This is a genomic window from Aliiroseovarius crassostreae, assembly GCF_049803815.1.
In the GTDB taxonomy this organism is placed as follows: Bacteria; Pseudomonadota; Alphaproteobacteria; order Rhodobacterales; family Rhodobacteraceae; genus Aliiroseovarius; species Aliiroseovarius crassostreae_A.
The window spans coordinates 174,476-193,229 of the sequence record NZ_JBNAGI010000005.1 but is presented as its reverse complement, the minus strand read 5'-3'; the positions used below and the strand labels follow the sequence as shown (position 1 = coordinate 193,229).

The 18,754-nt window shown below is 59.9% G+C and carries 19 protein-coding genes; 9 read left to right on the top strand and 10 right to left on the bottom strand.

All coding sequences use genetic code 11. From position 1 onward, the window contains the following. Window positions 1–54: 54 nt before the first annotated feature. From ACP15V_RS14015 to glmM, 4 genes are all read left to right on the top strand, one after another. Window positions 55–732 (top strand): cell wall hydrolase, encoded by a 678-nt coding sequence (locus tag ACP15V_RS14015; protein ID WP_424944327.1) that lies wholly within the window; start codon window positions 55–57, stop codon window positions 730–732. A 108-nt stretch (window positions 733–840) separates the two neighbouring features. Beyond that, complete coding sequence (locus ACP15V_RS14010) at window positions 841–1,716, top strand: dihydroneopterin aldolase (protein WP_424944326.1); 876 nt, start codon at window positions 841–843, stop codon at window positions 1,714–1,716. Continuing rightward, on the top strand, window positions 1,713–2,723 hold the full coding sequence (folP, locus tag ACP15V_RS14005; RefSeq protein WP_424944325.1) for a dihydropteroate synthase: 1,011 nt from the start codon (window positions 1,713–1,715) through the stop codon (window positions 2,721–2,723). The genes ACP15V_RS14010 and folP overlap by 4 nt, the downstream gene beginning before the upstream one ends. Further along, the gene (glmM, locus tag ACP15V_RS14000) at window positions 2,720–4,066 is read left to right on the top strand and encodes a phosphoglucosamine mutase (protein ID WP_424944324.1); all 1,347 of its coding nucleotides are present in this window, start codon (window positions 2,720–2,722) and stop codon (window positions 4,064–4,066) included. The genes folP and glmM overlap by 4 nt, the downstream gene beginning before the upstream one ends. A 56-nt stretch (window positions 4,067–4,122) precedes the next feature. On the opposite strand, the gene ACP15V_RS13995 is transcribed toward glmM, so the two are convergent. Both ACP15V_RS13995 and ilvC read right to left on the bottom strand, forming a co-directional pair. After that, window positions 4,123–5,064, bottom strand: a complete 942-nt coding sequence (locus ACP15V_RS13995; RefSeq protein WP_424944323.1) for a DMT family transporter — start codon at window positions 5,062–5,064, stop codon at window positions 4,123–4,125. A 78-nt stretch (window positions 5,065–5,142) separates the two neighbouring features. After that, window positions 5,143–6,309: a ketol-acid reductoisomerase gene (ilvC, locus tag ACP15V_RS13990; RefSeq protein ID WP_424944322.1), complete on the bottom strand. Its 1,167-nt coding sequence runs from the start codon at window positions 6,307–6,309 to the stop codon at window positions 5,143–5,145. Here ilvC and ACP15V_RS13985 point away from each other — a divergent pair. Beyond that, window positions 6,308–6,763 (top strand): Lrp/AsnC family transcriptional regulator, encoded by a 456-nt coding sequence (locus ACP15V_RS13985; RefSeq protein WP_424944321.1) that lies wholly within the window; start codon window positions 6,308–6,310, stop codon window positions 6,761–6,763. The genes ilvC and ACP15V_RS13985 overlap by 2 nt on opposite strands. After that, on the top strand, window positions 6,760–7,215 hold the full coding sequence (locus ACP15V_RS13980) for an Lrp/AsnC family transcriptional regulator (protein WP_424944320.1): 456 nt from the start codon (window positions 6,760–6,762) through the stop codon (window positions 7,213–7,215). Before ACP15V_RS13985 ends, ACP15V_RS13980 begins: the two co-directional genes overlap by 4 nt. On the opposite strand, the gene ACP15V_RS13975 is transcribed toward ACP15V_RS13980, so the two are convergent. Next, window positions 7,212–7,538 (bottom strand): ArsR/SmtB family transcription factor, encoded by a 327-nt coding sequence (locus ACP15V_RS13975; protein WP_424944319.1) that lies wholly within the window; start codon window positions 7,536–7,538, stop codon window positions 7,212–7,214. The genes ACP15V_RS13980 and ACP15V_RS13975 overlap by 4 nt on opposite strands. Before the next feature lie 422 nt (window positions 7,539–7,960). On the opposite strand from ACP15V_RS13975, the gene ACP15V_RS13970 reads away from it, so the two are divergent. Then, window positions 7,961–9,088 (top strand): alanine--glyoxylate aminotransferase family protein, encoded by a 1,128-nt coding sequence (locus ACP15V_RS13970; protein ID WP_424944318.1) that lies wholly within the window; start codon window positions 7,961–7,963, stop codon window positions 9,086–9,088. A gap of 90 nt (window positions 9,089–9,178) precedes the next feature. On the opposite strand, the gene ACP15V_RS13965 is transcribed toward ACP15V_RS13970, so the two are convergent. From ACP15V_RS13965 to ACP15V_RS13955, 3 genes are all read right to left on the bottom strand, one after another. Next, complete coding sequence (locus ACP15V_RS13965) at window positions 9,179–9,379, bottom strand: hypothetical protein (protein WP_424944317.1); 201 nt, start codon at window positions 9,377–9,379, stop codon at window positions 9,179–9,181. A 114-nt stretch (window positions 9,380–9,493) separates the two neighbouring features. Continuing rightward, on the bottom strand, window positions 9,494–10,705 hold the full coding sequence (locus ACP15V_RS13960; RefSeq protein ID WP_424944316.1) for an FAD-dependent monooxygenase: 1,212 nt from the start codon (window positions 10,703–10,705) through the stop codon (window positions 9,494–9,496). A 9-nt stretch (window positions 10,706–10,714) separates the two neighbouring features. After that, window positions 10,715–11,362, bottom strand: coding sequence for a pyrimidine 5'-nucleotidase (locus tag ACP15V_RS13955; RefSeq protein WP_424944315.1), 648 nt, complete (start codon window positions 11,360–11,362; stop codon window positions 10,715–10,717). A gap of 265 nt (window positions 11,363–11,627) precedes the next feature. Between ACP15V_RS13955 and ACP15V_RS13950 the strand changes: the two genes are divergently transcribed. Then, window positions 11,628–12,269, top strand: coding sequence for a GntR family transcriptional regulator (locus ACP15V_RS13950; protein WP_424944401.1), 642 nt, complete (start codon window positions 11,628–11,630; stop codon window positions 12,267–12,269). On the opposite strand, the gene ACP15V_RS13945 is transcribed toward ACP15V_RS13950, so the two are convergent. Further along, window positions 12,235–14,190, bottom strand: a complete 1,956-nt coding sequence (locus ACP15V_RS13945) for a glycosyltransferase family 2 protein (RefSeq protein ID WP_424944314.1) — start codon at window positions 14,188–14,190, stop codon at window positions 12,235–12,237. The genes ACP15V_RS13950 and ACP15V_RS13945 overlap by 35 nt on opposite strands. A 160-nt stretch (window positions 14,191–14,350) precedes the next feature. Further along, the gene (gene carA / locus ACP15V_RS13940; RefSeq protein ID WP_424944313.1) at window positions 14,351–15,541 is read right to left on the bottom strand and encodes a glutamine-hydrolyzing carbamoyl-phosphate synthase small subunit; all 1,191 of its coding nucleotides are present in this window, start codon (window positions 15,539–15,541) and stop codon (window positions 14,351–14,353) included. Window positions 15,542–15,743: 202 nt separating this feature from the next. On the opposite strand from carA, the gene ACP15V_RS13935 reads away from it, so the two are divergent. Continuing rightward, complete coding sequence (locus ACP15V_RS13935; RefSeq protein ID WP_424944312.1) at window positions 15,744–16,202, top strand: GatB/YqeY domain-containing protein; 459 nt, start codon at window positions 15,744–15,746, stop codon at window positions 16,200–16,202. A gap of 66 nt (window positions 16,203–16,268) precedes the next feature. Here ACP15V_RS13935 and ACP15V_RS13930 read toward each other — a convergent pair whose 3' ends face one another. Together ACP15V_RS13930 and ACP15V_RS13925 are read right to left on the bottom strand one after the other, a co-directional pair. Continuing rightward, a complete protein-coding gene (locus ACP15V_RS13930) occupies window positions 16,269–16,772 on the bottom strand; it encodes a DUF2244 domain-containing protein (protein WP_424944311.1) in 504 nt (167 codons plus the stop codon). Between the two features lie 134 nt (window positions 16,773–16,906). Continuing rightward, window positions 16,907–18,580 carry a cytochrome c oxidase subunit I gene (locus tag ACP15V_RS13925; RefSeq protein WP_424944310.1) on the bottom strand — a complete coding sequence of 558 codons (1,674 nt, stop codon included), beginning with the start codon at window positions 18,578–18,580 and terminating at the stop codon, window positions 16,907–16,909. Between the last annotated feature and the right edge of the window lie 174 nt (window positions 18,581–18,754).

The window sequence follows — 18,754 nt, the reverse complement described above, 5'->3', positions numbered from 1 at the left end:
CTTACATCGCGCCGTCAACTGGACCGCTGATGGCGGGGTTTAGGAGTGGGCGAGATGCTGAAGAGCGAGATGAAGCGCCGGGTGGGCGCAGTGGTTCTGAGTGCGGTTTTGGGCTGTATGCCAGCGATGTCACTGGCAGATGCGGATGGTGCAACGGACCCGTCGTCGAACCTGTTTGCCAAATTGTTCTTGCAGGAAAAGGCCGGGGTGGCTGCGATGTCGCGTGACCAGATCGACCGCCTGGCCAGCCTGCCCCGGAATTCCGAAGATGCGAAGGTCAGCTACACGAAAGATTGGCTGGCAAATCAACCCAAGCCCAAAGGTGGCAAACAATGGGAATGCCTGGCCGAAGCGTTGTATTTCGAAGCCCGGGGGGAAAGCCTGAAAGGGCAGTTTGCCGTGGCTGAGGTCATCCTGAACCGGGTGGATCACGCGCGATATCCCAACTCGATCTGCGGGGTGGTCAACCAGGGCACCGGCAAGAAATACCAATGCCAGTTCACCTATACCTGCGATGGGCGGGCCGAGGTGATCAACGAACCCAAAGCCTATCGGCGGGTGGGCAAAGTGGCGCAGGCCATGATCGACGGGGCGCCGCGTGCGCTGACCGAAGGGGCCACCCATTATCACACCACCGCCGTGCGCCCCAGCTGGGCCCGTCGGTTCCAGCAGACCGCCAAGATCGGGGTTCACCGCTTCTATCGGATGCCGGTTCGGGTGTCGTCCAACTGACCCCCACCATCCTTGCGCATTCTGCGCGTGACCCGTCGGAACCGGCTGGTCATTTGCTCCGGTTTGCGGTCAGTATGGCGCAAATTTTCGGGCCAGGATGGAACTGACATGACCGACGAAGACAGCACTGCGTTTGAACCGCTTGAAGCGCGCGTGATTGCGATGGCCGGGGACACGCCGCCCGACCGTATTTCCGTGCGTGATCATACGGTCGAAGTGGAAATCGGCGCATTTCAGGCCGAACGGGATGTGACGCAGAGGGTGCGGTTCAGCGTGGTGGTCGAAGTTGCCCCCAGCTCTGGCGCGGAAACCGACGATGTGGACGACATCCTGTCTTATGATGCGGTGACCGAGGCGATCGCGGCCGAGCTGGCGGCGGAGCGGCTCAATCTTCTGGAGACCCTGGCCGAGCGGATTGCCGACCGTATTCTGCGCGAACCCCAGCCCTTGCGGGTTTTTGTGCGGATCGAGAAGCTGGACCGTGGCCCCGGCAAGCTGGGGGTCGAGATCGTGCGCAGCCGCGATGATGCCCATCGATTGGACAGGGCAGACATCCCGCACCCCTTGCTGATCCATCTTGGCAACGATGCCATTTGTGCGCCGGAATTGCCCGGGTTTCTTGATGCCTGCGCGCGGCACGAGCATCCCGTGGTGCTTTTGGTCGGGATCGGCAACACCCCGGTGCCACACTGCGCAGATGACCAGATGCAGCGCCGGATCGACCTTCTGGCCATCGAGCAGAACGCCTGCCTGCTGGCTGCACGCGACGCGCGGCTCAAGGTGGTTGCCACCCGCACCGAACTGGATTGGGGCATGAAAAACGGCCAGCTGTCCGTCTGGGCCCCCACCAAGATGGTGTTGGACGCCGTCGACGGGCCTGAGGGGATCTTGCCTGAGCATCTTCTGGCGTGGCTTTCCAAGGAACTTACGGCAAGCGGGAGCAAAATCTTGCCCGCAGCCCACGATCTGGGGGACGTTTTGTGAGCACCCGTTACCAGCCCCTTCCGCGTCACGGGTTTCCCTTTGGTGGGCACTCGATTGCCGGGTCTCGTGACCTCTGGTTTGATCAGCTGCTGCGCCGGTCCAGAGGCGGGCAAGCAGAGCTATTGCGCGCCGATGCGTGCCCGCACGAGGTGCTGACCCGTCTGTCCGCCCCTCGGGCCGAGGTTGCCGGGCTGACGCTCGACAGACCTCGGATCATGGGGATTTTGAATGTGACACCCGACAGCTTTTCCGACGGTGGCGATCTGACCACGGTGCAGGCCGCCGTTGACCGCGCGCAGGTCTGGCAGGGCGATGTCGATATTTTGGATATCGGCGGGGAGAGCACACGCCCCGGTGCCGAAGAGGTTGACGTAAAAGAAGAAATTCGCCGTACCGCGCCGGTCATTCGGGCGCTGCGCGCGGCGGGCATTGCCACCCCGATCTCAATCGACACACGCAAAGCCGCCGTGGCCGAGGCCGCATTAACTGCCGGGGCGGATATCGTGAATGATGTATCGGCCTTTGTCTTTGATCCCGAACTGGCGGATCTGGTGGCCGAAAGGGATGTGCCGGTCTGTCTGATGCACGCGCAAGGCCGTCCTGAGACAATGCAGGACGACCCGCGTTATGATGATGTGCTGTTCGATGTGGTGGATCATCTGGAAGAGCGCATTGCCGTGGCCGAGGCGGCGGGGATCCGCCGGGACCGCATCATCACCGACCCCGGCATCGGGTTTGGTAAGACTTTGCAGCACAATGTGACTTTGCTGCGCGCCCTTGCCCTGTTACATGATCTGGGATTGCCCGTGTTGCTGGGGGTCTCGCGCAAGCGGTTCATTGGCACATTGGGCGGGGTTGAAAATGCCCGTGACAGGGTCGCCGGATCCATTGCTGTTGCTTTGGATGGCGTGGCGCAGGGGGCGCATATCCTGCGGGTGCATGATGTGGCGGAAACGGCGCAGGCCCTGAGATTGCAAAACGCATTGATAAAAAGGGACGCAGAGTGACCAAAAAGCTCTTTGGAACGGACGGTGTGCGTGGGTTGGCCAATTCCTGGCCGATGACCGCAGAAATGGCATTGAAACTGGGCGCGGCCGCCGGGCGGCATTTTCGTCGTGACGGGTCCAACGGCCACCGGGTGGTGATTGGCAAGGACACGCGCCTGTCCGGCTATATGATTGAAAACGCTTTGACCGCGGGGCTGACGTCAACCGGGATGAATGTGCTGTTGCTGGGGCCGGTGCCGACCCCTGCTGTCGGGCGCATGACCCAATCGATGCGGGCCGATCTGGGCATCATGATTTCTGCGTCGCACAATCCGTTCCACGACAATGGGATCAAGTTTTTCGGCCCCGACGGGTTCAAGCTGTCGGATCAGGATGAGGCCGAGATCGAGCGGCTGGTGCATGAAGGTGTCGAACCGGTGCAGCCTCAAAATATCGGTCGCGCCAAACGCATCGAAGAGGCGCGCCAGCGCTATACAGAATACCTGAAGACCACCTTCCCGGCACAGAAAAAGCTGAATGGGATAAAGGTTGTGGTGGATTGCGCCAATGGCGCCGCACACCGCACCGCCCCCGCCGCTTTGTGGGAGCTGGGCGCAGACATTGTCCCAGTTGGCGTGACCCCGGACGGCACCAATATCAACAAAGGGTGTGGCTCTACCGATACCGCCCTGGCCGCGCAAACCGTGCTGGAAACCGGAGCCGATCTGGGCATTTGCCTGGATGGCGATGCGGACCGGATCATGATCATCGACGAAAAAGGCCGTGTGGCCGATGGGGATCAGATCATGGCGATGTTTGCGGCCCATTGGGCGCAACAGGGCACGCTGAAAGGCGGCGCGCTGGTCGCCACCGTCATGTCAAATCTGGGGCTGGAGCGGTTCTTGCAGGGGCAGGGGCTCGACCTGGTGCGCACCAAAGTTGGCGACCGCCATGTGGTCGAGGCGATGCGCGCGGGCGGATACAATCTGGGCGGTGAACAATCCGGCCACATCGTGATGTCGGACTATGCCACCACCGGCGATGGTTTGTTGGCGGGCATTCAGTTTCTCGCGGCGATGGTGGAAACCGGCAAGCCAGCGTCTGAACTCTGCCAGGTGTTCAGCACCGTACCGCAACTTTTGAAAAATGTGCGTTACGGCGCGGGGCAGACCCCGTTGGATGCGGACAGCGTCAAGTCGGCCATTGCCGACGCCGAAGGGGTTTTGAACGGCAGGGGCCGCCTGCTCATTCGCAAATCCGGCACCGAACCGCTGATCCGGGTCATGGCAGAATGCGAAGACGAGGCGCTTTTGAACCAGGTTGTTGACGGGATTGTTGCCGAGGTGGAAGCCGCCGCAAGCTGACCCCGAATACATGAAAAGAACAAGGCGGTGCTGCTTGGCGCCGCCTTTTTTGTCGTTCAGGTTGGGTTGTTCTCGGTCGGCGCTTTGGCAAACAGGCGCGACAACGCGCCAAGCTGGCTGACCGCCACCCCGATCAGGATCAACCCCATCGCCCAGATCAGGCTTGAGGGCAGGTCTTCTCCCAACAAAGCGGCGCCCAAAAAGATCGCCCAAAGTGGCACCTGGTAATTCACCAGGCTCAGGAAGGTCGGGCCTGCGCGGCGGACCAGAATCACCAGAAGGATTTGCGCCAGCGCGGTGGGGAAAATGCCCAACAGGATCAGTGACAGGGTGGGCAGGGTCGACGGGGCCTGCGTGGGGGGGGCCTCCTGCCACAGCGCCACCGGGACGATCATCACCGTTGCGGCCACAAGGGTGGTGGCGGCAAAGGCGCGCCGGTCCACGTCCGGGCACAGCCGCGCGACAATCGACCCAATCGCGTAGCAGGCCCCGGCGGCCAGGCAAACAAGGCGCGCGGTGTTCTCCATCACCTGTCCCGTGCTTTCAAACGCGGACGGTCCGATCAGGACCAACACGCCGATGAACCCGATCAAAATCCCGATCAGGCGGCGCAGGGTGATGCGCTCTTCCGCGATCAGAAAATGGGCAAGCACCAGCGTGATCAGCGGCATCGCCGCCATCGACACGCCAGCAAAGCCCGATGCCACATGCGCCTGCGCCCAGCCCAGCAGGAAAAACGGCACCGCGTTTGAAAACGCCCCCATCGCGATGGCCGAGGCCCAGATCGCGGGGCCGTTTGGCGCGGACAACGCAGGCATCCGCCGCCCGCTGATCTTGGCAAAGGTGACCAGAATGACCGCCCCCAGCGCGATGCGCACGGCCGCAATGGTAAATGGCCCAAACCCTTGAAGCGCCACGGAAACCCCCATGAAGCTCGCCCCGAACATCAGGCCAAGGGCGGCAAGGGTCAACCAATCAAGGCGGGTGGGGGACGGCATATGGCATGTTCCTGAAATGAATGGGGCGCCCGGTTGGACGCCCCACATGACCCTGTGTCGGTTGGAATGTCCAGCCGCTTAGTTCTTTTCCTGGTCCACCAGTTTGCCGGCCGAAATCCACGGCATCATGTCGCGCAGTTTCTTACCAACCACTTCGATCTGGTGCTCGTCATTGTGGCGACGGGCGGCTTTGATGGTCGGCTGGCCCACGGCGTTTTCCAGCATGAAGTCACGCACGAATTTACCGGTCTGGATGTCTTCCAGCGATTCTTTCATCGCTTTCTTGGTGGCCTCATAGGGCAGGATGCGCGGGCCGGTGACATACTGGCCGTATTCTGCGGTGTTCGAGATCGAGTAATCCATGTTGGCAATGCCGCCTTCATAGATCAGGTCCACGATCAGCTTGGTTTCGTGCAGACACTCGAAATAGGCCATTTCCGGCGCGTAGCCCGCTTCGACCAGGGTTTCAAAGCCGCAACGGATCAGTTCAACGATGCCGCCGCACAGAACAGCCTGCTCGCCAAAGAGGTCGGTTTCACACTCTTCGCGGAAGTTGGTCTCGATGATGCCCGAGCGGCCGCCACCGATGGCCGAGCAATAGGACAGGCCGATTTCCAGCGCTTTGCCGGTGGCGTCGGTGTCAACGGCCACAAGGCAGGGCACGCCGCCGCCTTTGACATATTCGCCGCGCACGGTGTGACCCGGGCCTTTCGGCGCCATCATGATCACGTCAACGCCTTCTTTCGGCTCGATCAGGCCAAAGTGAACGTTCAACCCGTGGGCAAATGCAATGGCTGCGCCCGGCTTGATGTTGTCATGCACGTATTTCTTGTAGGTCTCGGCCTGCAGTTCGTCGGGCATGGTGAACATGATCACGTCACACCAGGCTGCCGCTTCAGCGATGCCCATCACTTCCAGACCTTCGGCTTGGGCTTTTTTGGCCGATGCCGAGCCTTCGCGCAGAGCCACCACAAGGTTTTTAGCACCCGAGTCGCGCAGGTTCAGCGCGTGGGCGTGGCCCTGAGAACCGTAACCCAGAATGGCCACTTTCTTGTCTTTGATCAGGTTGATGTCGCAATCGCGATCGTAATAAACGCGCATGATTTTCCCTCGCGGTTCGTGTTGCGGAATGTGTTTGAGGGCATCATAGGTATGCGAGGGTGGAATGCGAGGCTGGAAATGTTGAAATATCCAGTAATTATCCGGTATATCATTCGTCAAACATAATAATGGTGAACTATTCATGCTTGATGATCTGGATAGGCGGATTTTACGACAGATGCAGGCCGACCCTATGATGGCCACGCCCGATCTTGCCGAGCGAGTCGGGCTGTCTGCGGCGCGGTTGAGCCGACGTATCGAACGATTGCGAGACCGCAAAGTGCTGCGTGGTCCGCGTGCGGTGATCAACTGGCGCGCCTTGGGATATGAGGTCGAGGTGTCGCTGCGGGTGACGTTGGACAAGACACAGCCACGCGCTTTTGATGACTTCATTGAAGCCGCACGAGGGATTGCCGAAGTCACGGCCATTCAAACCTTTCTTGGGCGGGTGGATGTGCGCCTGTCGGTGATCGCGCAAGACATGCCCCATTATCAGAGCATCTATCGCAACCAGATCCTTGCCCTGCCGCATATCGCCGATATCGAAGCGCTGATGCATGTGGCGCGGATCAAGGATGATGACAGTCTGCCATTATGATTGAATTGGACGATATTGACCGCGCCCTGTTGCGCGCGCTTGCCGACGATGCCACACAATCCGCCGGGGCGTTGGGGCGTGATGTGGGCCTTTCGCAACCCGCCACCTGGCGCCGGATTAAGCGGTTGAATGAGGCGGGGGTGATTGCCGGCCGACAGCTCGATCTGGACCGAGAGGCGCTTGGGTTCGGAGTGACCGTATTCCTCGGGGTGAAGCTTGCCACCAAGGGGCGGGTGTCGCTGGAGGATTTCGAACGCGCCGTGTCGGCCATTCCCGAAGTGCAGACGGTGGAACATGTGCTGGGGCTTTATGATTATCGCCTGCGTGTCGTGGCGCGGGATTTGGCCGATTTCGAACGTGTGCTGCGCCGCCGGGTCATGACCCTGCCGGGGGTTGGTGATGTGGAAGCGAACGTGCTGTTGTCCGAAGAACGCCGCCCCGGGCCGCTTTAGGCCGCGGCGCTTAGGCCGGGTGCGCGGCGGTAGCGCATGTTGAGGATTTCAAACAGGCTGTCCATCGAGGTCATCAGGCTTTCGGGGGTCAGCTGGTAATAGGTCTCCTTGCCCTTGCGCTGTCGCGTGATCAGCCAGGCCTTTTCCATTTCGCGCAGATGATGCACCAAGGGGGTGGTGCGCAATTTGGTTGCGGCCTGAATGGACTGAAACGGCATTTCAGCTTTGGGCTGCGCGGCCAGTAGGCGAAAGACGGCCATACGACGGGGATGGGAGAGGGCGGTCAGGCTGGTCGCAATATTGACGTTTGTGCGGTCTGTCACGGGTATGTCCTTTCCGGTCGAGGAAGTTCTGACAATGTTCTCGTTCAGCTTCGTGAAGGATGGTTAATTTCAAGTGAATTGTTTCAATAAAACTTGACCGGCTGATGAAAGCCCGCATTTCGAAGAAAACTAGAAAACTAGAAAACTAGAAAACTAGAAAACTAGAAAACTAGAAAACTAGAAAACTAGAAAACTAGAAAACTAGAAAACTAGAAAACTAGTTTTCTGGTTTTGTGAGTGACCCGGTCAATGAAATTCGGGCTTTGGGCAGATGACAAGATGCGTCAATTGCGACGTCACACCCTTCGCGGCCAATATTTTTTACAAACTCATCTGACGGTTCTGTTAGCCTGCGCAAACGGGATACGGCCAGTCGCACGATACATCTGCAGCCCGCCACCAACAAAGACAAGGAGCCCAACATGAAAGCGCTTTTGCCAGATATCGATCCGGATGGAATGCTCGAGTTTTCGGTGGTCTTTACAGACCGATCCCTCAATCACATGTCAAAAGCATTTCAGGGGGTGATGACCGACATCTCTTCGACCCTGAAAGAGGTCTACAATGCTGATGCGGTGGCGCTTGTCCCCGGTGGTGGGACCTATGCGATGGAGGCCGTGGCCCGTCAGTTTGCCACCGGCAAACGTGTGATGGTGATCCGCAACGGATTCTTCTCTTTCCGGTGGTCCCAGATTTTTGACATGGGCAAGATCCCTGCAGAAGAAACCGTGATGATGGCGCGCCGGGTGGGCAATGCGCCGGATGCGGGTTTTGCCCCGGCGCCGATCGAAGAGGTGGTGGCAAAGATCCGTGAAACACGCCCTGACGTGGTTTTCGCGCCGCATGTAGAAACCGCTTCGGGGATGATCTTGCCAGATAGCTATATCAAGGCGGTGACAAAAGCCGTGCATGAGGTCGGGGGGATCTTCGTGCTGGACTGTATCGCATCGGGTTGTGTCTGGGTTGATACGCAGGAAACCGGGGTCGACGTGTTGATTTCCGCGCCGCAAAAAGGCTGGTCCGCGCAACCCTCAGCCGGAATTGTCATGATGAACGCCGCGGCACGTGACATCGCCACATCCACCACATCCACCAGTTTCGCCGTAGACCTGGCGAAGTGGCTTGCCATCATGGAAGCCTATGAAGGGGGCGGGCATGCCTATCACGCGACCATGCCCACGGATGCTTTGCGGGCATTTCGGGACACCATGCTGGAGACACGGGATTACGGGTTCGAAAAGCTGCGAGACGCCCAGTGGGAGCAGGGGCGCCGGGTGCGTGCAGCCCTGTCTGCCCGGGGCATCAAATCAGTGGCCGCCGAAGGGTTCGAAGCACCGGGTGTTGTGGTCGCTTATGCGCCCAGCGAAGAGATCAAACTGGGCAAACCTTTTGCCGCAGAAGGGGTGCAGATCGCCGCAGGTGTGCCGCTGATGTGTGATGAAGGGGACGACTATCAGTCCTTCCGCCTTGGCCTGTTCGGCCTCGACAAACTTTACGATGTGGATGCGTCTGTCGCGCGGTTGGAGCACGTTCTGGATAAGGTGCTCTGATCCCGGCCCCAAGATACAAGCAAGATACAAGCAAGATACAAAAAAGGCGCGTCCCACCGGGCGCGCCTTTTGCAGTAAGTCAGGGTAGGGTCAGCCCTTACCGCCTGCCATCAGCACCAGCAGCACATAGATCACGGCAACCAGTGCCAGCGCCACCAGCCCAACACCCGGCAGACCCATGGTCACGAACCCACCGGCCAAGGCGGCGATGATCAGGACGATAATGCCCCAGGCTTTCTTTTCAGCGGCGGCGTCCGCCAGTTTCTGTTCAGGGGTCAGTTCGGTGGCCATGCGCGTTTCTCCTATCAAAGTTGCGACCTTATGGTGCACGAGTTCAGAAAAGGGAATGCGGTATGGTTCCCTTGCGCCAACCTGTCGCATTTCAATTGCAAATCCCAAGTAGGGTCAGCGCGACCCCAGCCCCGCCCGCATCACCGATTTGCGCATCGGGGTCACGTCGTGAACAGCTTTCAATCCCATCAGGCGGACGGCCTGCATCACACCGTCCCCTGACCGTGTCACACGGTTGAAAAGGTCAATCACCTTGGCGCGGCGGGCAATGTCGGCGTGCCGGGCCTTGTCATAGGCTGCCATCATTGCGGGGCTGCCAAGATTGCCGGGTTGCGCTTCGGCCAGCTCCAAAAGCGCAATCACGTCGTTGAGCGACGTGTTCAGCCCCTGCGCCCCGATCGGCGGCAGCGCGTGCGCCGCCTCGGCCACCACGGCCACACGCCCGGCACTCAGCTGGTCCGCCGTCTGGGTGATAATCGGCCAGATCGAGCGATTGCCCTCCAGCCGCATCCGGCCCAAAAGCCCGGTTGACCGTTGATACATCACCTCTTCAAATTCGGGCACCGGAAGCCCCATCAGCTCGACCGCGCGCGGGCCCTTGTTCATCCAGACAATGGCCGAGGCAGACCGGCCGTCCATATCGGGCAAGGGCACAATGGTGAACGGGCCGCCTTCGTTGTAAATCTCGGTCGAGATATTGTCATGCGGCAGGTCATGGGTCACGGTGAAGGCTAGCGATTTTTGCCCATATCGTGTTGTGGACACCGTGATCCCCACCGCCTCGCGCAGGGGGGAAAACTTGCCATCCGCCGCGATGCCCATCCGCGCGCGCACCCGGACACCATTGTCCAGCGTGACAATGATCTCTTCCGACCGGTTCACTATGGATTTGAAGCCGGTGCCGTAAAGCGCGGTGATGCGAGGCTGGTCCTGCAGGTAGGTCCAGATCTCGCGCCGCACGACCCAGTTCATCAGGTTCCAGCCAAAGGGTTCATGTTGGTCGTCGGCGCTCATGTCCGCGGATTTGAAAACGCGACGGTCGCGGATCTGTGGTGGCCAGCCGACCGTGTCAATCACGGCCAACTGGTCCAGCGGTTTGGCATGGGGCGCCAGCACGTCCCACAGACCAATCCGGTCAAACAACCCCCGCGCCGGTTGCAAAAACGCGGTGGAGCGCAGGTCGGATTTCTCTTCATCCGCCGTGGTGACCGGCACAAAAGGGTCGGCCAGAACCACCGAAAACCCGGCTGCCGCAAAGGCGCAGGCCGTGACCTGCCCCGCAATGCCGCCGCCGGAAATGAATAGATCAGCGTGATGGTCTGTCATGACAATGCCTCATGCGGTCAGGCGGGTCAGAAACCCCGCCAGGTCGTCTGTATGGTGATGGATGTGGTCCGCCGGGTGCGGATCCGGGGCCACGTGGATCGTGCGCATCCCCAGATCATGGGGCACCTGCAGGTTGCGGGGATCATCTTCGAACATGGCCGCCTGGGTTGGCGTGATCCCGTCACGCGCAAAAATCGCGTCAAACGCGGCCCGGTCGGGTTTCGGATGGAAATCCGCGTGTTCCACGCCGTAGATCGCATCGAACAGCCCCGACAGCCCACGTGCCGCCAGCACCTGTTCGGCGTACGGGGCGGAGCCGTTGGTATAGACAATGACGCGGCCGGGCAGGGCGCGGATGCGCGCCGCCAGTTCCGGATCCGGCTCCAGCGCATCAAAAGAAATGTCATGAACATCGTGCAGATAGGGGCCCGGGTCCACATCATGCAACCGCATCAACCCGGCCAGCGTCGTGCCGTGGTCGCGCCAATAGGTGGTGCGCAACTGGTTTGCCTTGTCCCGATCCACGCCCAACTCGCGCATGACCCAGTTGGTCATCCGAACCTCGATCTGGTCAAAAAGACGGGCCGAGGGCGGGTAGAGCGTGTTGTCCAGATCGAACACCCACTCTGATACATGCGAGAAATGATCACGAGCCATGCGGCAAATCTACCCCGCCCACCCGCCGGGGAAAAGCCGTGAAATGCCCTTCTGGCTGTCCTGCGACGAGATGTGACGGGTTCCGGGTTTGCTTTGGCGCGGGTGACGTGCATAGTTGCGCGACAGGAAGGTCAAAGCGTTTCCATTCACAGCCGAAATACGGGAAGAGTGGGGGTGCTGTATTACGCAGAAATGTCATGGGCGTTTCGGGAAACCCAGTTTGCTGATTTTCCGCGAAACACTTTAGGAGAGACAGGTGGCAGATGTGAAATCCGGGCAGAAGGATGCCTATGAAATGATCCTCGAAGCCATTGATGTGGGGATTTACAAACCGGGGGATCGGCTTGTGGAAAGCGAGCTGGCGGAACGGTTCGGCGTGTCGCGCACCCCGATCCGCGAGGCCCTGCAGCGCCTGGAAACCCAATCGCTTCTGACCCGGGATGGGCGCAGCCTGATTGTGGCGTCTCTGACCCACAACCAATTGGCAGAGCTTTACGTGGTGCGGGCAGAATTGGAAGGGCTGGCCGCGTCGCTGGCCGCCCAACATGCCACGCCCGAGGAAATCCGCGTGCTGCGCGACATGGTGGAAGAAGATCGCGCCCGGCTGGAAGATCATGCGGCCCTTGCGCGGTCGAACCGGCGCTTTCACAAGCAGCTGCACCTTGCCTCTCATAACCGTTACCTGGTGCAGCAACTTGATCTTGTGCATCGCACCATGGCGCTTCTGGCCACCACGTCCCTGGCCGCCGAAGGGCGCAGCGAAGTGGCCGTGGCAGAACATGATGCCATTGTGTCCGCATTGGAAGACCGTGACCGGATGGCCGCGCAAGCGGCGCTCAAGACCCATATCTCCAAGGCGTTTGAAACGCGGCTCAAGCTCGATGCCGGAGCGGATGTGGCGCGGTGATCGTGCCCGAAATCCGCCCCGTGGCGGGCGTGTCAAACTTGCCGTGCTGGGTTTTGTCCCAATAGAACGGGCGGGTGATAATCTCGATAAATCCCTTGAGGGCCGCGGCTGAGGCGAGAGGGTAATACAAGTGTAATGTTGGGACCCACCAGCGTAGCCAGCGATGTTTCACCCCGCTCACGGCCTGTACACCCACCGAGATGGTCAACAATTCTGCCGCCATGAAGGTCACGCCCAGTATGGTCAAAAGCGTGTCTGGCATCAGCCCACGCAAGGGATGGGGCAGCCCAAGCGGGAAGGCCCAGAAGGTCCACAGCATCGGGGCGAGCAATACGCCGGACAATGAGCCGAGAAAGATCACCTGAAAGCCCAGGAATTTCCACCAGCCGAGGTCCTGAAGCAGCTGCATCGGCCGGCGCATATGCACCCCGTAGGTCATGGCGTAGCCCTTGATCCAGCGAGATCGCTGTTTGATCCAGGGCCAGGTCCGGCAGTTGGCTTCCTCTTCCGTGACCGTATCCACCAATTCGGTCCGATAGCCATGTCGGGCCAGGCGCACGCCCAGATCGGCATCCTCGGTCACGTTATGGGCGTCCCAGCCGCCCAGTTCCTCCAACGCGTGGCGGCGAAAAAACAGGGTGGTGCCGCCCAGCGGAATGGCAAACCCCATCTTTTCAACCCCGGGCAGGATCAACCCCCACCAACTGGCGTATTCCACGGTAAAACAGCGACTGAGCCAATTGGTGCGGGCATTGTAGAAATCGAGCTTGCCTTGCAGGCAGGCCACCTCTGGCCCGCGTTCCGAAAACCGGCGGGCAATTTTTAGAAGCTGGTCGGGCGCGGGCGCATCTTCGGCGTCATACACTCCAACAATCGAGCCACGGCAGAAATCCAACGCAAAATTCAGGGCGCGCGGCTTGGTTTTCACAACCCCGCGCGGCACCGTCACCTGGCGCATCCAGCGTGGGAGCTCGGATTTTGCCAAAGTCGACTGGGTCAGAATGTCATCTTCTTCAACCACCAGGCAAATCTCAAGCAGCTCGCGCGGATAGATCAGCCGCTCCAACCGCTTCACCAGCCGCCCAGCGATTTCGCGTTCCTTGTAAAGCGGCACCATGATTGAAATCATCGGCAGGCGGTGATCGGTCTTTTTTGAACGGGTCGACTTGAACTCGGTCACGACGGTTTTCTGGTGTTTCCAAAACATGTAGCTGGCGGCGGCTTTCATGATGGAATTCATAAAGAGTGTGATCACCGCCCAGGCCACCAGAACGGAAAATCCCAACAGGGTGGAGTAGAAAAACAGCCCGGCCAGGATCAGGCACAGGGTGAACGCGTGGCGCAGAACGGTTTTAGGTCGCCAGCCACGGCAGCTTTCATGGCCCGCCACACGGTTTTCCGCGCGTTGCGTCAGGGTGCGATGGCGCATGGCCACAAGGCGATCCAGAATATCCTCTTCGGGGGCAATGGCCAGGAAACAGCGCCCCCAATGGGCGGGGAATTCCCGTTTCAGGGTCTCGAACTCTTCGGGCCGTGAACAGATGATCACCGTCCCGGCCCCTACTTTTTTCCACGGGACCACGCGGTTTCGAATGCAAAAGTCAGCCCCCAGATCGTCGATCAGCCGCACATCAGGCGGCTCTGATGTCAGATCGGCAATTGCGCAGTTGAACTGGCGCGCGAGGGCCGCGTAAAGATCAGTGCGGCGCACGAACCCATTTGCCAGAAGGATATCGCCAAGGCGGGCGTCCTGGGTGCGTTGAAGTCCGGCGGCGATTTCCAGATTGTCCTTCGACAGGGCGCCCATCTCCAGCAGCACTTGCCCAAGCGGTTTGCGTCTTTGCCGTGCCGGCTTCGCCGCTGTGGGCGGAGAGGAAAGCGCGCTTTCGGTATGAACAAGGCGAAGCTGAGGTGCGGGCATGTGCGAGGGTGAACCGGTTGAACTGTCAGACCCGATCAAAATGCGCTGGAAAGGGTTAACGGCAGGTTAACCTTACCCATAAATGGCGAGTTGATCCGCCATTAACCAAAACGGCCCGCGCGAGGGGATCGCACGGGCCGTTTCCTGAAACTCTTGCGTCTTACGACTTGCGCGCATCCATCGCGGCGGCAAACCGTTCAAACAGGTAGTAGCTGTCCATCGGGCCGGGGCTGGCTTCGGGGTGATGTTGCACCGAAAAGACCGGGCGGCCTTCGATCTTGATGCCGCAGTTGGACCCGTCAAACAGAGACACATGGGTTTCCACCACACCTGCGGGCAGGGTCTGGGCATCCACTGCAAACCCGTGGTTCATCGAAGTGATTTCCACCTTGCCCGTCTCATGTTCTTTGACCGGGTGGTTCGCACCGTGATGGCCGTGGTTCATCTTGACGGTCTGCGCGCCAAGCGCCAGCGCAAGCATCTGGTGGCCAAGGCAAATTCCGAACACGGGCAGCTCGGTTTTGAGGATCTCCTGGATCATCGGCACCGCATATTCACCGGTGGCGGCGGGGTCTCCGGGGCCGTTTGACAGAAAGACACCGTCGGGGTTATGGGCCAGCACCTCTTCTGCGGTGGCGGTGGCCGGCAGCACGATCACCTCGCAGCCGGCCGAGGCCAGACAGCGCAGAATGTTGCGTTTCGCGCCGTAATCCAACGCCACCACCTTGTGACGGGGGGCGGTTTGCGTCGGGTAGCCATCCGGCCAGGCCCACCGCATTTCGTCCCATTTATAGCTTTGCGCACAGGTCACGTCTTTCGCAAGGTCCAGCCCTTCCAGACCCGAAAAACCGCGCGCCTCGGCCACCAGCGCTTCGACATCAAACTTGCCGTTCGGGTCATGGGCAATGGCCACATGCGGCGCGCCTTGTTGGCGAATGGCGCGGGTCAGGCGGCGGGTGTCAATGCCGCCGATGCCGATCCGGCCCCGTTTGGCCAGCCATGCGGTCAGCTCTTCGGTGTTGCGCCAGTTTGACGGGTCGGTGGGATCCCATTTCACCACCATGCCCGCGGCGACCGGTTCCCCGGTTTCGTCATCTTCGGCATTGGTGCCGGTGTTGCCGATATGCGGGAAGGTGAACGTCACCACCTGGCCCGCATAAGACGGGTCGGTCATGATTTCCTGATACCCGGTCATGGCGGTGTTAAAGCACAATTCGGCGGTGGTCATGCCGGTTGCGCCAAATCCCATCCCGTAGAAAACGGTTCCGTCGGCCAGGGCAAGGCAAGCGGTGGGGGTGACGGTTTCAGTGGTGATTTCGGGGGCAGTTTCGGTGGCGGTGGCAGCTGACATTTTCTCGACTCCGGCAGGTCAAATTGGCGCGAAACTAAGGAAAGGTGCGGGGTGGGTCAAGGGGGAGTCTGAGCCGATCTTGCACGCGCAGCAAAAACAGATTTTCCCTTGTTTAAAAGGGGTGCCGCAACATGTTGTGTGTTGAACGACATTGAACTTTTCGATAGATTCGGGCTTCGGACCAACAACGGACCCAAAGGACATGGATATGCGTGCCCGTATCAATGACGCCCTGAAGACGGCGATGAAAGAAAAAGACGCCGTTCGGCTGTCGACCCTGCGCCTGATCAATGCGGCCATCAAGGATCGTGACATTGCGTTACGCGGTGGCGGCGAAGAGGGGCAGACCTCGGATGCCGATGTGATGGCAATCCTCGGCAAGATGGTGAAGCAGCGCCAGGAAAGCGCGCGCGCCTATGAAGAGGGTGGGCGGCTGGAGCTGGCCGAAAAGGAACGCGGAGAGATCTCGATCATCGAGGATTTCCTGCCCAAGCAGCTGGATGAGGCGGAAACCAAGGCCGCTGTGGACAAGGCGATTGCCTCGGTCGGCGCGGAAAGCATCCGGGACATGGGCAAGGTGATGGGTGAGCTGAAGGCCAAGTACACTGGCCAGATGGATTTCGGTCGCGTGGGCCCGATGGTCAAGGACAAGCTGGGCTGACCATCGCCCGGGATCGCAAAGCGCGATTGTACAAAGACGGAAACCCTGCGCCGGTCGCGGGGTTTTTTATGACGCGGTTTTCACATCCCTAAGGGCCTGCGCCAACTCATCATAAAGAGCGGGTCGTTCGTCCTCTGACAAAAAAGCCCCGATTTCAACCTCGCGCTCATTGCCCTTCAGGGTGACATAGTTCTTCACCGGCCCGGCCTCGGGATGCAGACGCACCGTGACCCAATAGGGGTTCGCCTCCCAGTCGGCATGGGCCCCGCGCGGCCCGTCGCGGGTCAGGATGATCTGGTCGGGCCAGATTTTCAGCACTTCCAGGATTTCACCATCTCTGTAGGATCGGTCGATGAAAAACCACAACAACCCGACCGTGCCCAGAAGGATTGGCAGAAACAGCCACAGGCTCGGATGCCCCAAAAGCCCCAGCAGGGGCAGGGACAGCCCCACCGCCAAAAGAGAAATCACCCGCACGAACCCACGGCGTGACAGCGACCGATAGGGCCAAAGATGCAGCTCTACCCGCGGGGGTGCCTCGCCGGTTGGCTCTACCCATTCATACGGCATTCAACCTCTCCCACTCGGGCCGTGCCCCCTTCCTCTTGCGAAAAATACCTCGGGGGTCTGGGGACAGCGCCCCCAGCATGTCCTCAAAAGAAAAGGCCCGGAGCATTGTCCGGGCCTCGCCTTGTTTCGTCACCTTAGTGCGAGTGGCCCTTATCCCACTCTTCCTGCTTCGGCAGGATTTCAAAGGTGTGCTCCGGCGGCGGGGTCGGCAGGGTGAACTCCAGCGTATCCGCATATTCGTTCCAGTAGTTCGGGCGCGTCTCGCGACGGCCGGCCAGCAGCGTGTAGGCCACGATGCCGATGAAGAACAGGAATGACGCGAAGGAAATCATCGCCCCGATCGAGCTGATCTTGTTCCAATAGGCAAAGGCTTCCGGATAGTCGATGTAACGACGCGGCATGCCCTGACGGCCCAGGAAGTGCTGCGGGAAGAAGGTCACGTTCACGCCGATGAAGAACAGCCAGAAGTGCACCTTGCCTGCCCACTCCGGGTACTGACGGCCCGACATCTTCGCCATCCAGTAATAGATACCGGCAAAGATACAGAAGGCCGCGCCCATGGACATGGTGTAGTGGAAGTGGGCCACCACGTAGTAAGTGTCGTGATAGATCCGGTCCACGCCCGCCTGCGACAGCACAACGCCGGTCACACCGCCGATGGTGAAGAGGAACAGGAAGCCGAAGGCAAAGAGCATCGGCGTCTTGAATTCAATCGAGCCGCCCCACATGGTCGCAATCCACGAGAAGATCTTAACGCCCGTGGGCACCGCGATCACCATGGTGGCCAGCATGAAGTAGGACTGCTGCTGCAGCGACATGCCAACCGTGTACATGTGGTGCGCCCAGACGACAAAGCCAATCACACCAATCGCGATCAGCGCCCAGACCATCGGCAGATAGCCAAAGATCGGTTTGCGGGCAAAGGTGCCGAACACATGGCTGATCAGGCCAAAGCCGGGCAGGATCACGATATACACTTCCGGGTGGCCGAAGAACCAAAGGATGTGCTGGTAAAGGATCGGGTCACCGCCGCCCGACGGGTCAAAGAAGGTGCCGCCAAAGTTGCGGTCCACGAGCAGCATGGTGATCGCGCCTGCCAGAACCGGCAGCGACAGAAGGATCAGCCAGGCGGTGACAAATACCGACCAGGCAAACAGCGGCACTTTGAAAAGGGTCATGCCCGGTGCGCGCATATTGAGGAAGGTGGTGATGATGTTGATCGCCCCAAGGATCGACGAAGCACCGGAAACGTGCACCGCGAAGATCGCGAGGTCCATCGAGTAGCCACCTTCGGTGGTCGACAGCGGCGGGTACAGAACCCAGCCCACGCCCGACCCCAGCTGGTCATTGCCCCCCGGCGCCAGCAGCGAGGCCACGCCAAGCGCCACACCGGTGGCATACAGCCAGAAGGACAGGTTGTTCATCCGTGGGAACGCCATATCCGGCGCGCCGATCTGCAACGGCATGAAATAGTTGCCAAACCCACCGAAGAGGGCGGGGATCACAACAAAGAACATCATCAACACACCGTGATAGGTGATCATCACGTTCCAAAGGTGCCCGTTCGGGGTACATTCGGCGGAGGCGTCCGCAAAGAACCGTGCGCCTTCCAGGCACATGTATTGCACGCCCGGCTCCATCAGCTCCATCCGCATGTAAACGGTGAAGCTGACCGAAATCAGACCGGTCAGACCTGCCAGAAACAGGTAAAGGATGCCGATATCCTTGTGGTTGGTGGACATGAACCACCGCGTGAAAAACCCGCGATCGTCGTGGTGGTCATGGCTCGAAACGGCTGCGTCCGCCATAGATACCTCCCTATGGGATTAAATTATGGGCCGAAGAGTCACTTCGCCCGGTTTTTTAACGTGTTTAATATGGGAAGGGGGGCTGGTGCAACGCTGCGATGCAGATGAAGGGCCAAAAAAATGCGCCCCGGCAGGGGATTGACCCGCCGAGGCGCGATGTTGCGGTGCAGAAAA

Excerpts from the sequence above, each read along its gene's own strand:
- ACP15V_RS14015 (WP_424944327.1), top strand. The coding sequence starts at position 55 with ATGCTGAAGAGCGAGATGAAGCGCCGGGTGGGCGCAGTGGTTCTGAGT.
- ACP15V_RS14010 (WP_424944326.1), top strand. The coding sequence starts at position 841 with ATGACCGACGAAGACAGCACTGCGTTTGAACCGCTTGAAGCGCGCGTG.
- ACP15V_RS13995 (WP_424944323.1), bottom strand. The coding sequence starts at position 5,064 with ATGCCGTCCCCCACCCGCCTTGATTGGTTGACCCTTGCCGCCCTTGGC.
- ACP15V_RS13985 (WP_424944321.1), top strand. The coding sequence starts at position 6,308 with ATGCTTGATGATCTGGATAGGCGGATTTTACGACAGATGCAGGCCGAC.
- ilvC (WP_424944322.1), bottom strand. The coding sequence starts at position 6,309 with ATGAATAGTTCACCATTATTATGTTTGACGAATGATATACCGGATAAT.
- ACP15V_RS13980 (WP_424944320.1), top strand. The coding sequence starts at position 6,760 with ATGATTGAATTGGACGATATTGACCGCGCCCTGTTGCGCGCGCTTGCC.
- ACP15V_RS13970 (WP_424944318.1), top strand. The coding sequence starts at position 7,961 with ATGAAAGCGCTTTTGCCAGATATCGATCCGGATGGAATGCTCGAGTTT.
- ACP15V_RS13965 (WP_424944317.1), bottom strand. The coding sequence starts at position 9,379 with ATGGCCACCGAACTGACCCCTGAACAGAAACTGGCGGACGCCGCCGCT.
- ACP15V_RS13960 (WP_424944316.1), bottom strand. The coding sequence starts at position 10,705 with ATGACAGACCATCACGCTGATCTATTCATTTCCGGCGGCGGCATTGCG.
- ACP15V_RS13955 (WP_424944315.1), bottom strand. The coding sequence starts at position 11,362 with ATGGCTCGTGATCATTTCTCGCATGTATCAGAGTGGGTGTTCGATCTG.
- ACP15V_RS13945 (WP_424944314.1), bottom strand. The coding sequence starts at position 14,190 with ATGCCCGCACCTCAGCTTCGCCTTGTTCATACCGAAAGCGCGCTTTCC.
- carA (WP_424944313.1), bottom strand. The coding sequence starts at position 15,541 with ATGTCAGCTGCCACCGCCACCGAAACTGCCCCCGAAATCACCACTGAA.
- ACP15V_RS13935 (WP_424944312.1), top strand. The coding sequence starts at position 15,744 with ATGGATATGCGTGCCCGTATCAATGACGCCCTGAAGACGGCGATGAAA.
- ACP15V_RS13930 (WP_424944311.1), bottom strand. The coding sequence starts at position 16,772 with ATGCCGTATGAATGGGTAGAGCCAACCGGCGAGGCACCCCCGCGGGTA.
- ACP15V_RS13925 (WP_424944310.1), bottom strand. The coding sequence starts at position 18,580 with ATGGCGGACGCAGCCGTTTCGAGCCATGACCACCACGACGATCGCGGG.